This is a genomic window from Ruegeria sp. YTSC230, from assembly GCF_059609665.1.
Genome location: NZ_JBXWMC010000008.1, coordinates 124,399 through 138,415 on the forward strand (window position 1 = coordinate 124,399; position 14,017 = coordinate 138,415).

At 57.3% G+C, this 14,017-nt stretch carries 12 protein-coding genes; 8 read left to right on the forward strand and 4 right to left on the reverse strand.

Annotated elements, in window-relative coordinates; all coding sequences use genetic code 11:
- Positions 1-51 precede the first annotated feature (51 nt).
- Positions 52-903: a bifunctional DNA-formamidopyrimidine glycosylase/DNA-(apurinic or apyrimidinic site) lyase gene (gene mutM, locus AC2FD9_RS16690; RefSeq protein ID WP_496837949.1), complete on the reverse strand. Its 852-nt coding sequence runs from the start codon at positions 901-903 to the stop codon at positions 52-54.
- An 86-nt stretch (positions 904-989) separates the two neighbouring features.
- On the opposite strand from mutM, the gene ubiE reads away from it, so the two are divergent.
- Positions 990-1,742: a bifunctional demethylmenaquinone methyltransferase/2-methoxy-6-polyprenyl-1,4-benzoquinol methylase UbiE gene (ubiE, locus tag AC2FD9_RS16695; RefSeq protein ID WP_058272973.1), complete on the forward strand. Its 753-nt coding sequence runs from the start codon at positions 990-992 to the stop codon at positions 1,740-1,742.
- Complete coding sequence (gene ubiB / locus AC2FD9_RS16700; protein WP_496837951.1) at positions 1,742-3,271, forward strand: 2-polyprenylphenol 6-hydroxylase; 1,530 nt, start codon at positions 1,742-1,744, stop codon at positions 3,269-3,271. The genes ubiE and ubiB overlap by 1 nt, the downstream gene beginning before the upstream one ends.
- A gap of 95 nt (positions 3,272-3,366) precedes the next feature.
- Here the strand turns inward: ubiB and AC2FD9_RS16705 are convergent, their stop codons facing one another.
- Entirely contained in the window at positions 3,367-4,542 is a 1,176-nt protein-coding gene (locus tag AC2FD9_RS16705) for an acetyl-CoA C-acyltransferase family protein (RefSeq protein ID WP_496761421.1), read from the reverse strand.
- A 118-nt stretch (positions 4,543-4,660) separates the two neighbouring features.
- On the opposite strand from AC2FD9_RS16705, the gene AC2FD9_RS16710 reads away from it, so the two are divergent.
- From AC2FD9_RS16710 to AC2FD9_RS16730, 5 genes are all read left to right on the forward strand, one after another.
- Complete coding sequence (locus AC2FD9_RS16710; RefSeq protein ID WP_496761423.1) at positions 4,661-5,224, forward strand: helix-turn-helix domain-containing protein; 564 nt, start codon at positions 4,661-4,663, stop codon at positions 5,222-5,224.
- Between the two features lie 109 nt (positions 5,225-5,333).
- Positions 5,334-6,518 (forward strand): glycine C-acetyltransferase, encoded by a 1,185-nt coding sequence (locus AC2FD9_RS16715; protein WP_496761425.1) that lies wholly within the window; start codon positions 5,334-5,336, stop codon positions 6,516-6,518.
- Between the two features lie 14 nt (positions 6,519-6,532).
- Positions 6,533-7,561, forward strand: a complete 1,029-nt coding sequence (gene tdh / locus AC2FD9_RS16720; protein WP_282170894.1) for an L-threonine 3-dehydrogenase — start codon at positions 6,533-6,535, stop codon at positions 7,559-7,561.
- Positions 7,562-7,624: 63 nt separating this feature from the next.
- Positions 7,625-8,506, forward strand: coding sequence for a tryptophan 2,3-dioxygenase (locus AC2FD9_RS16725; RefSeq protein ID WP_282120891.1), 882 nt, complete (start codon positions 7,625-7,627; stop codon positions 8,504-8,506).
- A gap of 3 nt (positions 8,507-8,509) precedes the next feature.
- Positions 8,510-9,337, forward strand: coding sequence for an alpha/beta hydrolase (locus tag AC2FD9_RS16730; RefSeq protein ID WP_496758032.1), 828 nt, complete (start codon positions 8,510-8,512; stop codon positions 9,335-9,337).
- 165 nt (positions 9,338-9,502) lie between these two features.
- Here the strand turns inward: AC2FD9_RS16730 and AC2FD9_RS16735 are convergent, their stop codons facing one another.
- A complete protein-coding gene (locus AC2FD9_RS16735) occupies positions 9,503-9,982 on the reverse strand; it encodes an Lrp/AsnC family transcriptional regulator (protein ID WP_496837954.1) in 480 nt (159 codons plus the stop codon).
- On the opposite strand from AC2FD9_RS16735, the gene AC2FD9_RS16740 reads away from it, so the two are divergent.
- A complete protein-coding gene (locus AC2FD9_RS16740) occupies positions 9,961-11,271 on the forward strand; it encodes a diaminopropionate ammonia-lyase (protein WP_496837956.1) in 1,311 nt (436 codons plus the stop codon). The two genes, AC2FD9_RS16735 and AC2FD9_RS16740, sit on opposite strands and share 22 nt — an antisense overlap.
- Before the next feature lie 262 nt (positions 11,272-11,533).
- Here the strand turns inward: AC2FD9_RS16740 and infB are convergent, their stop codons facing one another.
- Positions 11,534-14,017, reverse strand: coding sequence for a translation initiation factor IF-2 (gene infB, locus AC2FD9_RS16745; protein WP_058272980.1), 2,484 nt, complete (start codon positions 14,015-14,017; stop codon positions 11,534-11,536).

Below are 14,017 nucleotides of genomic sequence, written 5' to 3' on the forward strand. Positions count from 1 at the left end.
GGTTGTTCCGTTCAGGTACGATTCCTTACCACGCGCATTCGCTGGATCAAGCTATCTTTGGCATTGCGCACAGTAGAAGGATGAGCGACCGGACTGGGTGATTCTTTTGATTGGAGCCCCACAACCGTCAGTCCTGCAGGGTTCTCCCTCACGGCCATAAACGTCAAAGCTGTGCTGAAAATATCCAAGTTCTCCATCGGCTTGACGGAAATCGCGTAGGGAAGATCCACCTGCTTCGATAGCGTCCAGCAATACCTTCCTGATGATCGGAACAAGTGCTGCGACTCGGGTCGCAGAAATTTGGCCGGCTTTGCGACGTGGCGACACTCCGGCTCGAAATAGCGCCTCGCACACGTAGATATTGCCCAGGCCGGCGACGATTCCCTGATCCAGCAGCGCTGATTTGATCGGAGCGTTCTTTCCCCGAAACGCATCTATCAGATGTTGTTCGTGAAAATCATTACCCAAAGGTTCAGGCCCGAGGACAGACAGCAGCTTGTGATCGTCCGCAGTTGCTGTCTGCAACAGGTCCATCGCACCAAACCGGCGCGGATCGTTGAACGTGACACGTGCGCCATTGGCCATGTGAAAGACCACATGGTCATGTTTTTGGGTTATCGGATGTTCATGCACGAATTGCCCAAGCGGATCGCCGGATACGGTCATCCGGCCTGACATGCCCAAATGGATCAACAAGGTTTCACCACTGCTGAGATCGGCAAGAATGTACTTTGACCGACGACGCAATTGTAGAACCGTCTGCCCGGTCAACCGCTCGGCCATCCGTTCAGGGAAAGGCCAGCGCAGATCGGGGCGATTCACATCTGCCCGGTCGATCACCACGCCTTCCATCGCTGGGCTCAGGCCGCGTCTTACTGTCTCGACCTCGGGCAATTCCGGCATTACACGGCTCCTATTCCAAAGGGCCGCATTGTGCCCCGGTTCCAGAGCCCTATAACAGAGGCGAAATTCGAAAAACGGCAAGGCTAATGTCCGACAACAGCGACAAGACCACTCATTTTGGGTTCGAAACCGTACGTGAGGCTGAAAAGGCCGGGCGTGTACAGGGCGTGTTTAACTCGGTCGCCTCGAAATATGACGTGATGAACGATGTCATGTCGATGGGCATTCACCGGGTCTGGAAAGACGCGATGATGGACTGGCTTGCGCCGCGCCCAGGCCAGCGCCTGCTGGATGTCGCAGGTGGCACCGGAGATATCTCGTTCCGCTTTTTGAAACGCGCGGGCTATGGCCATGCTACCGTGCTGGACCTGACCGAACCGATGCTGGTCGAAGGCCGACAGCGCGCCGAGGCCGACCAGATGGCCGACAGCCTGAACTGGGTGGTCGGCGACGCGATGGCTCTGCCCTTCGACGACAACACATTCGACGTCTACACCATCTCGTTTGGCATCCGGAACGTGACCCGCCCGCAAGAGGCCCTGAACGAAGCATTCCGTGTGTTGAAACCCGGCGGCCGCCTGATGGTGCTGGAATTCAGCCAATTGCCTAATGACGGGCTGCAAAAGCTATACGATCTTTACAGCTTCAACGTCATCCCGCGTATGGGGAAACTCATCGCCAATGACTACGACAGCTATCAATACTTGGTCGAATCGATCCGCAATTTCCCGGATCAGGAAACGTTTCTGGGCATGGTCCGCGCGGCCGGGTTTGAAAATGCCAAGTACCGAAACCTGAGCATGGGCATCGCCGCGCTGCATTCCGGCTGGAAAATCTGATGCGCGGACCACACAACATCATTCGCCTGATCCGCACAGGCGCCACTCTTGAGCGCACAGGCGCCATGAACGTTGTGCTGGACGCGTTCGAGGCTCCGCGCGCACTGCGGTTTCTGGCGCATGCTTTGGGAAAACCGTTCCAATGGCTGGGTTACAAAGGCGATCCTGACATGCCCCCCGCCACAAGGGCGCTGACGGCGCTTGGACCGGCATACATCAAGTTTGGTCAGGTATTGTCGACCCGTCCCGATGTGGTCGGGGATGAGTTGGCCGAACAATTGCGCGTGCTGCAGGACAAGCTTCCCCCGTTTTCCCGCTCCGAAGCTATGGCCGAAGTGGAAAAAGAACTGGGTCAGCCAGTTTCTGAAATCTTCAGCGAATTCAGCGAACCCATCGCTGCTGCATCCATTGCTCAGGTCCACAAGGCCAAGCTGGTCAGCACCGGCGAAGACGTAGCGGTCAAAGTTCTGCGCCCAAACATTGAACGCGCCTTCCGCAAGGATGTAGACGCATTTTATTTCGCCGCACGCATCGTGCAGCTATTCGCCCCCGGTGCGCGCCGCCTGCGCCCGATGGAGGTGATCGAACATTTCGACGGCGTCGTACGCGGCGAGCTCGACCTGCGGCTGGAAAGCGCTGCCGCGTCGGAATATGCGGCCAACACCAAGAACGACGCAGGTTTCTGGCTGCCCCCTGTCGTCTGGTCCCTGTCAGCCCGCCGCGTGATGACGCTCAGCTGGGCCGACGGAGTTCCACTGGGCGACAATGCCGCGCTGGACGCCGCCGGGCACGACCGTGGCGATCTGGCAGAACGCGTGCTGCGCCTGTTCCTGCTGCACGCACTTCGAGACGGTTTTTTCCACGCTGACATGCATCAGGGCAACCTGAAGGTCGCGGCCAATGGGGACATCATTGCCTACGACTATGGCATCATGGGTCATATCGACGAATATACCCGCCGGGTTTATGCCGAGATCCTCTTTGGCTTTATTCGCCGCGACTACAAACGCGTGGCCGAAGTGCATTTCGAAGCTGGCTATGTCCCTGCCGACAGGGACGTCGATGAGTTTGCCCGCGCCCTGCGCGCGGTCGGAGAGCCTATCTTTGGCATGGATGCCACTCATATTTCGATGGGACGCCTACTGAATTACCTGTTCGAGGTGACAGAACGGTTCGGCATGGAAACCCGCACGGAACTGATCCTGCTGCAACGGACAATGGTGGTCGTCGAAGGCGTGGCGCGGTCACTGGACTCGCGCATCAACATCTGGGAAGTCGCCCGCCCGGTTGTCGAAGATTACATCAAGCAATCCATCGGCCCCCGCGCAGCACTACGGGATTTTGGCAAAACCGCCATGGTGCTGGCCCGCTTTGGCCCGCGCCTGCCTGCTTTGGTGGAAAATGCGCTGATCGCGCAGACGCATAAGGACGACGCCCAGAACAAAGGGCTGTCGGCGGCCATTCTTCCGGCAACCATCGGCGCCGCAGCTGGCGCCGCAATTGTCCTGCTCCTAACAGCCTTCACCTAAGGCAAATCCGCCAGCTTCATCTGGCCAAAACATCCTCGGGGGGAAACGCGCAAGCGCGATGGGGGGCAGACAGCCCCCCCTCTGCCCGATCCGGATCAGATCCGCTCGAAGGCAATGGCGATACCCTGTCCGCCACCAATGCACATCGTGACCAGGCCCTTGGACCCGCCGATGCGTTCCAGCTCATACAACGCCTTAAGGGTGATAATCGCGCCTGTAGCGCCCACCGGGTGCCCCAAAGCAATTGCCCCCCCGTTCGGATTCACCTTGGCGGCATCCAGCCCCAGTTCTTTGTTTACGGCCAAGGCTTGCGACGCGAAGGCCTCGTTGCTTTCGATCACATCGAAATCCTCGATCGACAGGCCCGTACGCGCCAATAGGTTCTGTACAGCCGGAACCGGTCCGATTCCCATGACCTCCGGACGGACACCAGCGTGGCCGTATCCCAGAATGCGCGCCTTGGGTTTCAAGCCAGCCTTTTCGGCAGCTTCTGTCGTTGCCAGAACCATCGCGGCTGCACCGTCGTTGATCCCTGATGCGTTACCAGCAGTCACCCGACCGTCCTTCTTGAACGCCGGGCGCAGACCTGCCAGCGCCTCGGCCGAGGTCTGCTTGGGGTGTTCGTCGACCGTGAAATCGACCATGTCGCGTTTGACTTTGACCTGAACCGGCGCGATCTGGCTTTCAAAATAGCCAGCCCCAATCGCAGCAGCAGCTCGCGCCTGGCTGGTCAGCGCAAATTCGTCCATTTGCTCACGCGTGATCTGATGTTCATCCGCCACGTTCTCGGCTGTCACACCCATATGACCGGTGCCAAAGGGACAATTCAGGGCACCCAGCATCATATCGAGCGAATTAACATCCCCCATCTTCGCACCCCAGCGCGCCTGAGGAACGATGTAGGGGCTGCGCGACATGCTTTCGGCACCTCCGGCCACGGCAAATTCTGCATCACCCAACATCAGAGACTGCACAGCGGACACAATCGCCTGCGCTCCCGACCCGCACAGGCGGTTCACATTCATCGCAGGTGTTTCGTTCGGAATGCCCGCTTGTTTTGCGGCGGCGCGCGACAGGTACATATCGCGTGGCTCGGTGTTGATCACGTGGCCAAAAACAACGCTGCCGATCTGGGTCGGTTCGACCCCTGAACGTTCCATCGCCGCTTCCGTCACCACGGTCGCAAGATCAATCGGCGCGGTTGATGCCAGCGCCCCGCCAAAAGTACCAATCGCGGTGCGGGCACCATCAAGAATCACGATGTCTTTCATGTCTCTACTCCTCCGGAATTTGACGGCACTATGCATCTGCGGCATCAGGCTGTCCCATGGAACGTACCGTCACAAGCAGAATTGACATATGACGGACAAACGCGCATGAGATTCCGTCATGACGGAAAACCCAGATGATATCCTGACACGCCTGCCCGCACGCCTGAAAGAGGCCCGCAGAGCCAAGGGCCTGTCGCTTGAAGCCGTGGCAAATCTTAGCGGCGTATCCAGATCGATGGTCAGTCAGATCGAGCGGGGCGAAAGCAGCCCAACGATCTCGACCCTGTGGAACCTAACCCGTGCGCTACAGGTGGATTTCGCGGGTCTTCTGGAGGAAGCGAACAGCACGAACCAGATCGAAGTCCTTAGGAAATCCGAGGTGCCCAGTATCGACAACATGGGCCAAAACTGCCGGATTCGCATTCTTTCACCGCCCGAGGAAGCAGGTGGTCACGAGGTCTACGATATTGAGTTCGACAAAGACGGCGCTCTAAACAGCCAGCCCCACGCCCGTGGAGCACGAGAGCAGCTGACCGTGCTGGAAGGTGCCGTTCGTGTGACCTCCGGTACGGCTGTCAGTGATCTGCAGATGGGTGATACCGCACGCTATGCGGCGGATGTCGCGCATTCGATTGTTGCCAACGGGGCAGCGCGGGTCTTCCTGATCGTTAAAAACGCCTGACACCTGCAAAATCCGTATTCGCGGAAATTTTTCCCGTATATTGTAATTCCCCTATTTGGGAATTATATCCGCTATGTTAGATATGCGACTCAGACAAACGGAGACCGCCATGGCTGATGCATTCCTGTCCCACATAACGGACACCCTCGCGCAGATCGAATCTGAGGGTCTGTACAAACGCGAACGAATGATCACCTCGCCTCAGGGAGGTGAGATTACGGTGGGCGGTAAGCAGGTGATCAACTTGTGCGCCAACAACTATCTGGGTCTGGCTGATCACCCCGCGTTGATCGAGGCCGCCAAGGGTGCGATGGAACCCAAGGGGTTCGGCATGGCCTCGGTCCGGTTCATCTGCGGCACGCAGGACATTCACCGAGAGTTGGAGCAGAAGCTGGCAAAGTTTCTGAACAAGGATGATTCGATCCTGTTTGCAGCGTGCTTTGACGCCAATGGCGGGCTGTTCGAGCCCTTGTTAGGGTCTGAAGACGCCATTATCTCGGACAGCCTGAATCACGCCTCGATCATCGACGGTGTGCGGCTGTGTAAAGCCAAGCGCTACCGCTACCTGAACAATGACATGAACGATTTGGAGGCCTGGCTAAAGCAGGCGCGTGAGGATGGGGCGCGGCATATCATGATCGCGACCGATGGCGTGTTCTCGATGGATGGCTATCTGGCCAACCTGCCGAAAATTCGCGAATTGGCCGATTTATATGACGCCATTGTCATGGTCGATGACTGTCACGCCACCGGCTTCATGGGACCGAGGGGTGCAGGAACACCGGATCATTTCGATGTCGACGTCGATATTCTGACGGGAACCTTGGGCAAGGCACTTGGGGGGGCAATCGGCGGCTATATCGCCGGGCCGCAGCCAGTGATTGATCTGCTACGGCAGCGGGCGCGGCCCTATCTGTTCTCGAATTCGCTGCCACCTTCCATCGTCGCCGCAGCAATTGAGGCAATCCGTCTGGTTGAAGAGGGCGACATGCTGCGTGCCCAACTGGTCGGCAATGCCAAATACTGGCGCGCGGGGCTTGAGAAGCTGGGCTTCGATCTGCTGCCCGGTGAGCATCCGATCATCCCTGTCATGCTGGGAGAAGCAACGCTGGCGCAAGAAATGGCGTCGCGACTGTTTGACGAAGGTGTCTATGTCTCGGGCTTCTTTTTTCCCGTCGTCCCGCGTGGGCAAGCAAGGATCAGAACCCAAATGAATGCGGCTCTAACAAAGGATGAATTGGACCGTGCACTGGCAGCCTTTGGTAAGGTCGGCAAGGAATTGGGAGTGATCTGATGCGACCCAACACAATGAAAGCTCTGGAAAAGTCCAAACCTGAAGAAGGTCTTTGGATGGTGCAGGCCCCTGTGCCTGAAATTAATGCGGACGAGGTTCTGATCCGCATCAACAAAACCGGCATCTGCGGGACAGATATCCACATCTGGAATTGGGATGACTGGGCCGCGGCCACAGTGCCAATTCCGATGATTACCGGCCACGAGTTTGCGGGTGAGATCGTCGAGATCGGCCGCAATGTGTCCGGTCTGGAGATCGGCCAGCGTTGTTCTGGCGAGGGCCACCTGATCACCAACGACAGCCGCCAAAGCCGAGCCGGGAAGTTTCATCTGGATCCGGGCACCCGTGGGATCGGGGTCAACGAACAAGGTGCCTTTGCCCAATACCTGAAACTACCCGCTTTTAATGTGGTACCCTTGCCCGAGGACGTGCCAGACGAGATCGGAGCCATCCTCGACCCCCTCGGCAACGCAGTGCACACCGCGCTCAGCTTTGATCTGCTGGGTGAGGATGTTCTGATCACCGGCGCGGGCCCCATCGGTATTATGGCTGCCGCAGTCGCGCGCCATGCCGGGGCGCGGCATGTGGTGATCACAGATATCAACCCGGATCGTCTGAGACTGGCCGAACACGTCGTGCCGACCCTGCGGACGGTGGATGTCAGCAAGGAAGACCTGCAGGACGTCATTGCCGAACTCGGCATGCAGCAGGGGTTCGATGTGGGCTTGGAAATGTCCGGCTCACAAGCTGCGCTGGACCAGATGGTCGAGGCTCTGGTGATGGGCGGCAAGATCGCTTTGCTGGGTATTCCGCCCGGAAAGTCTCCGGTGGACTGGTCCCGCATCGTGTTCAAAGCGATTACCATCAAAGGCGTTTATGGGCGCGAAATGTTCGAGACCTGGTACAAAATGATTGCGATGCTGCAGAACGGTCTGGATGTCAGCCGGGTCATCACGCACCACATGAAAGTCGACGATTTCGCCGAAGGCTTTGCCGCGATGAAGTCCGGCCAATCCGGCAAAGTGGTTCTGGACTGGACTTAACGCTCTGGAAGTGCGCTGATTTAGACCCTAAACAGGGGCGAACTCATGCGTTTGGAGGAGCAAATGGGCGATAAGGATCATCGGTATCTTGAGCGTGGAATCGAGGACACTCTGGTCACCGATTTCGCGGAAACCCATCGCAAGAGCTATGGCGATTTTCTGCAGCTCAAAACCCTGCTGAACTTGCAAAAGACCTTTCAGGACCCTGCGCAGCCGGATGAAATGCTGTTCATCGTCATCCATCAGGTCAGCGAGCTGTGGCTGAAACTGATGCATCACCAACTGGTCGAGGTGCGCCGGTTCCTGCAACAGGATGAATTCGGCCCCGCGATGAAGAACCTCGACCGGGTCAAGGCGATTCAGCGCCAGCTGATCTCGGCTTGGGAGACGTTGCTGACCATGACGCCGGCCGACTACATGACCTTCCGCGAGGCATTGGGCAGTTCGTCGGGCTTCCAAAGCTACGGCTATCGTCAGATCGAATTTATTCTGGGCAACAAAGATGCCTCGACCCTGAAAGTGCACGAACATGACGCCGAGGTCATGAGCTTACTGAATGCCGCGCTGACAAAACCGTCCTTGTATGACGAGGTGCTGCATATGTTGTCCCGTCAAGGTTTCGATGTGCCCGATGATTTACTGAACCGGGACTATGCGCAGCCTTATTCCGGCGACAACCGCGTGGTGAAGATATGGGGGCAGGTGTTCCGCAACACGGACCGTTATTGGGATCTTTATGCGCTAGCCGAAAAGCTGATGGACGTCGAATCCCTGTTCCAACGCTGGCGTTTTGACCATGTCACGGCTGTGGAACGTGTCATCGGCAACCAACCCGGCACGGGTGGATCCAGCGGCGTGTCCTTTCTGCGCAAGGCCCTGGATTTACGCTTCTTCCACGACCTCTACGATGTGCGCACCGAATTGATGTATGCGGGGCAGGAGTAGGCGATGCTGTATCGAGGGTTCTCTCAGGATGAGTTGGAGCGTGAATACGCCCCTAGTTCGATGATCGGTGGCGATCTGACACCCTATCTAGACAGCTATACCGCACTCAGCGCGCAGCACCGGGCGAGGATGGACGTGAAGGAAAACGTCGCCTATGGCGATTCGCCGGCGCAAGTGCTGGATTTCTTTCCCGCGAAAGGAGCAGGTGCGCCTCTGCACGTCTTTGTTCACGGCGGATATTGGCAAGCGCTCAGCCAACGCGAATCGGCGATGATGGCCCCTGCACTGATTGAGGCCGAGCAATCCTTTGCCACGTTGAATTACACGCTGGCCCCGGATGCACGGCTGGATCAGATGGTCAACGAATGCCGCGATGCCCTACTTTGGCTGGCAGAGAACGCGTTCAATTTGGGCTTTGATCCGTCGCGGATCACCCTATCGGGACACAGTGCAGGCGCGCATCTGGTGGCCATGGTCATGGCGACCTCGGCGGATGCGTTGGCCCGCGCGGGATTGCGCGTGCGCGATGTTATCCTGATCAGCGGCGTCTATGATCTGGAACCGATCAGCCTGACCTCGGTGAATGACCCACTGCAGCTGACCCCGGTCGAGGTACATGATCTGTCCCCGATCCTGCACCTGCCACCCCCCGGTCCTCGCTATCACGTGACAGTGGCGGAACGGGACACGCCGGAATTCATCCGCCAAAGTCGCGATTATGCGGAAGCCCTGCGCAAAGGCGGGCATTCGGTCAGTTTCGATTTGCTAAAGGGCATGCAGCACTTCGATATCATCATGCATCGAGGTACGTTTTTGCCGGTAAATCGGTAGTCAAAGGCATTGAAAATCAACTGATTTGGTATTTTCCCCGGAAATTAGCACGACCATTACAAACCTTACCTTTGTTGCCAAGCTTCGAACGCCCGGTTCGAGCCCAGAGTAATGAATGCTGCAGATTGTATGAATGTCCGCACCTGATGTTTCGGCTGTGCTAATTCAGATATTTACGCGCATGCCAGATTTGGTACGATCCATAGCAACAAAGGTTCGAAACTTTCGGATGTTGTCATTCGGAAAGAAGAGACGTTGTGTCAGGTCTTCATATTCGGACATGTCTCCAACAATCACGATCAAAACGAAATCTACCTCTCCGGTGACATAGTAACATTGCTGGATTTCGGGCGCTTCTTGGAAGCTGCGCTTTACTTCATCAATTCGGCCTGCAGTTTCTGCCCTCAGTTCAACCTCCACTACAATGGTTAGTGAAAGGCCGACGGCCCTTGGGTCGATCTGAGCGGTTTGAGCAGAAATGATACCATTGCTCTCCATCCGCTTGATCCGCCGTTGTACCGAAGCGGTCGAAAGATTTACAGCCTCGCCGATCTGGCGCTGGGGCAGCGTGCAATCTTGCTGCAAAAGTTTGAGAATCGCCAGATCAAAGGCGTCTAGTCCTGATGAAGAATACTCTCGTGCCATGGCTTAAATATGCAAATTTTCATCGCATAAAGCTAGAGAATAGAGCCCTTTTCACGACGCAGGTGAAGTATTTTTGCGGGCAAGCACAGAAAGGGCTTCCGATGCTCAAGCAATATGAAACCGCAAAAACCGACTTCGTAGCCGCCCAGCCAAGGTTTGGGTCTGAAGTCATTGAAACTCTTTCGCGAACCAGCTTTGACGAGGCAGAGGCCGAAATCACGGCCTGGGAGGGATACAAACCTACACCTATTTTTGACCTTACTGGACTTGCCGACATCCTGGGCCTTCAAGCTGTCTACTACAAACATGAAGGCCCACGGTTCGGACTCGGTAGCTTCAAGGCCTTGGGCGGAGCCTATGCAGTTCTGCGCTGCATTCAGCGCGAATTGTCGGATGCCGAAGGGCGCAAGATCACTGTCGAAGAAATCCGAAATGGGCACTTTGCGTCTCAGATATCTGAAATGACCATCATATCAGCAACCGATGGCAATCACGGGCGATCTGTAGCTTGGGGTGCACAACGGTTTGGGGCGAAATGCCGAATTTACATCCATGCAGAAGTAAGTGCATTCCGTGCTGACGCCATGCAGAAATTGGGGGCGGACGTCATCCGGATCAACGGAGACTATGACGCGGCGGTCGCGCAATCTCGTGTTGATGCAGAAAACTTCGGCTGGATGATTGTTTCGGATACGTCCTGGCCTGGTTATTATCACGCCCCCCTTGATGTGATGGCTGGATACGGAGTGATGGCACGAGAGATTGTGCGCAACCTGCCGGAACCGCCAACGCATGTATTCCTTCAAGGGGGCGTGGGCGGTCTTGCAGCATCGGTGATTGCATCCTTTCATCAAGAATGGGGCAAGGCCGCACCACGCAGCATCGTTGTTGAGCCTGAACTGGCACCATGCCTGCTTGCCAGCGCCAAGGTAAAGGCGCTGACATCTGTCAAAATTAAAAAAGAGACGCTGATGGCAGGGCTGTCATGCGGCGAACCATCTCAGATCGCCTGGAAAGTTCTTGAAAACTCCGTTAACGGCTTCATGACAATACCTGAATCCCTGGTCGCACCAGCTGTGCGAATGCTAGCAAGGGGGCAAAGTGGGGATTGCGGAATTGAAGTCGGCGAAAGTGCTGTTGCGGGCTTGATTGGTTTGATCTGCGGCGCAACAAACCCCTCTCTGCGAGATGAGATGAAACTCACTTCCGAGAGTCGTGTGATGATCATTGGCTCCGAAGGTGTAACAGATCCAAGCCTGTTCCAGAGTATCATGGAAGGTCAATATTGATCGCGTGTTTTGGTGAGTGCGACACAGCCGGTGTGCTGTCGATCTTTAGATAACGGTCATTGGGTTCTCAGGACACAATGGCCGTTTTGTCCGCACAGCCGACCTTCAAGGCAGACTCATCTCATAATTAGGACAGGATTATTAAACGCAACGTACTGACTTTCAGAAAATCTCATACGTACAATCAAAGGCTCGCAATCATTCGCAAAAAAAACAGCGGCCCAATTGAGCCGCTGTTTCCAAACTCTCATTCCGAACCGGATCAATCCAGCGTGCGGGTGACCTCTTCGCGCTCGAAGATTTCGATCACGTCGCCTGCACGGATATCGTCGTAGTTCTCGAACGCCATACCGCATTCCTGACCCGACTGGACCTCGGCCACTTCGTCCTTGAAGCGTTTCAGCGTCTTCAGCGTGCCTTCGTGGATCACCACGTTGTCGCGCAGCAGGCGGACGCCCGCAGAACGACGCGCCACGCCTTCGGTGACCAGACAGCCAGCAACCTTGCCGACGCCGGTAACCTTGAAGACTTCGCGGATCTCGGCGTAACCGATGAACTTTTCGCGGATCTCGGCGCTCAGCAGGCCGGATGCGGCGGCTTTCACGTCATCGACCAGATCGTAGATCACCGAGTAGTAGCGGATTTCCACACCCTTCTGGTTCGCGGTGTTCCGCGCCGACGCATTGGCACGCACGTTGAAACCTAGGATCGGCGCACCGGATGCTTCGGCCAGGCCGACATCGGTTTCGGTAATCGCACCTACGCCCGAGTGCAGCACGCGCACGCGTACCTCGTCGTTGCCGATTTTCTCCATCGCCTGAACGATGGCTTCAGCCGAGCCCTGAACGTCTGCTTTCATCAGAATTGGCAGTTCGTTGACGTTCTCGTCTTCCTTGGCCTTCTGCATCAGCTGCTCAAGGGTCGTTGCGGCGCCAGCGGCGGCACGTTTGTCCTTGGCGGCCTGTTCGCGGTATTCGGCGATCTCGCGGGCCTGTGCTTCGGTCTCGGTCACGTTCAGAACGTCGCCCGCTTCAGGCGTTCCGTTCAGACCCAAAACCTCGACAGGAACCGAGGGGCCAGCTTCCTTGACGCGTTCACCCTTGTCGTTGATCAGCGCACGGACTTTACCGTATTGCTCACCCACGACGAAGATATCGCCCTGGCGTAGCGTACCGTTCTGAACCAGAACAGTCGCGACCGGGCCGCGACCCACGTCCAGCTGCGCCTCGATCACGGCACCCTGGGCGGCGCGATTCGGGTTGGCTTTCAACTCCAGAATCTCGGATTGCAGCGCGATGGCTTCCAGCAGCTCATCCAGACCCTGACCGGTGATGGCAGAGACTTCGACGTCCTGAACCTCACCCGACATTTTCTCGACGATGACTTCGTGCTGCAGCAGATCGGTGCGCACCTTGTCCGGGTTCGCGCCCGGCTTGTCGACCTTGTTGATCGCCACGATCATCGGCACTCCGGCCGCTTTCGCGTGGTTGATCGCTTCGACCGTCTGCGGCATCACCGCGTCATCGGCGGCAACAACCAGAACCACGATATCCGTGACCTGAGCACCGCGCGAGCGCATCGAAGTAAAGGCCGCGTGACCCGGCGTATCCAGGAAAGACAGTGTGGTGCCGCTATCGGTTGTCACCTGATAGGCACCGATGTGCTGGGTGATGCCACCCGCTTCGCCTGCCACAACCCGCGCATCGCGGATCGCATCCAGCAGCGAGGTTTTGCCGTGGTCAACGTGACCCATGATGGTGATGACCGGCGGACGCGATTTCAGATCTTTGTCGTCGTCTTCGACCTCTTTGATGACGTCCTCGACATCCGAATCAGAGACACGGGTCACTTTGTGACCGAATTCTTCGATGATCAGCTCGGCGGTATCGGCATCAATGGTCTGGTTCTGCGTGACCATCATGCCCATGTTCATCAGCGATTTGACAACGTCTGCCACACGCTCGGCCATACGGTTGGCCAGCTCTGATACCGTGATCGCCTCGGGCAGCTGTACGTCGCGGATTACCTTTTCGCGCTCGACCGTACCACCCATGGCTTTCTGACGCGCCCGCTCCTGCTTGCGCTTCATCGCCGCCATAGAGCGGTGACGATTACCTTCGCCGCCCGTTGCCTGACCCAATGTCAGCTTGCCGGACCGGCGGTTGTCATCACGGCCTTTGCCACGATTTCCGCGCTGTTCACGCTCGCGATCGTTTTTCCGCGGAGTTGCAGCCGGTGCAGGCTTGTTGGCCGGGCTGCGCGGAGCGGCCGCCTTGGGCTCTGCCGGAGCAGCCGGAGCAGCAGCGCGTTGGGCCGCAATTTCAGCCTCTTTGCGCTTGCGATCTTCTTCTTCGGCCTTGGCACGTGCACGTTCTTCGGCCTCGCGCTGTTCGCGTTCCTTAGCCTCTTGCTCCGCACGACGACGGGCGCGCTCTTCTTCACGCGCTTTTTCAGCTGCCTCGCGGGCGGCGGCTTCTTCGACCTCGCGGGCCTTCGCGGCCTGCAGCGCCTTCATCCGGCGGGCCATCTCCGCATCGGAAATCCCGGCAGGGCGGCGCGACGGATCACCCGAGGGCGTTGCTCCGCCACCTGGCTTGCCGGCACCCGGCTTGGGAACCACCACGCGCTTGCGTTTGGTCTCCACCACGACATTCTTGGTACGTCCGTGGCTGAAACTTTGTTTCACATTTCCGGGGCGTGCCCCGCCACGAAGACCCAATGTCTTTTTGCCGTCATTATCGCTCAT